This is a genomic window from Mycobacterium sp. 852002-30065_SCH5024008 (assembly GCF_001665645.1).
Lineage (GTDB): Bacteria > Actinomycetota > Actinomycetes > Mycobacteriales > Mycobacteriaceae > Mycobacterium > Mycobacterium paraffinicum.
Genome location: NZ_LZSZ01000006.1, coordinates 1 through 517, shown reverse-complemented (window position 1 = coordinate 517; position 517 = coordinate 1). Strand labels below are relative to the sequence as shown.

The window sequence follows — 517 nt, the reverse complement described above, 5'->3', positions numbered from 1 at the left end:
CTGGAAGCCCACCGCTCCACCACCTCAGCCGGACACGCCTCCCCGGCCACCACCAACGCCACCGATTCCAACCCCTGCGGCGAGAGCATCGCCACCGCCGAGGGTGTTTGGCTGAACACACTGACCCGTTCCGCAATCAGCAACGCATGCAACTCTTCCGGAGAGGCGGTCACCGACTCGGGCACCACCACCAACCGGCCCCCACCGAGCAGGGCACCGAAGATCTCCCACACTGAGTAGTCGAATGCATAGGAATGGCACTGCGTCCACACCTGCTCTGCGGTCAGGTCCAACCGGGTATCAAACGCGTCGAACAATCGAGTCACGTTGTGGTGGGTCACGGCAACGCCTTTGGGCACCCCGGTGGTGCCCGAGGTGTAGATCAGATATGCGATATCGTCGGCGGCCGGGCCTGGCAGTGGGGTGCTGGGTTGGGTGTGGATGGCGGGGTCATCAATATCAATGACCGGCACGTGATGACCGTCGAGCCGCGAGCGCAGACCCGCAGTGGTGAGTA

The 517-nt window shown here is 63.6% G+C and carries 1 protein-coding gene; it reads right to left on the bottom strand.

Going from position 1 to position 517, the window contains the following annotated elements:
• Window positions 1-517, bottom strand: a 517-nt coding sequence (locus A5781_RS00850; protein WP_156624277.1) for an AMP-binding protein, incomplete at both ends; no start/stop codon positions are given.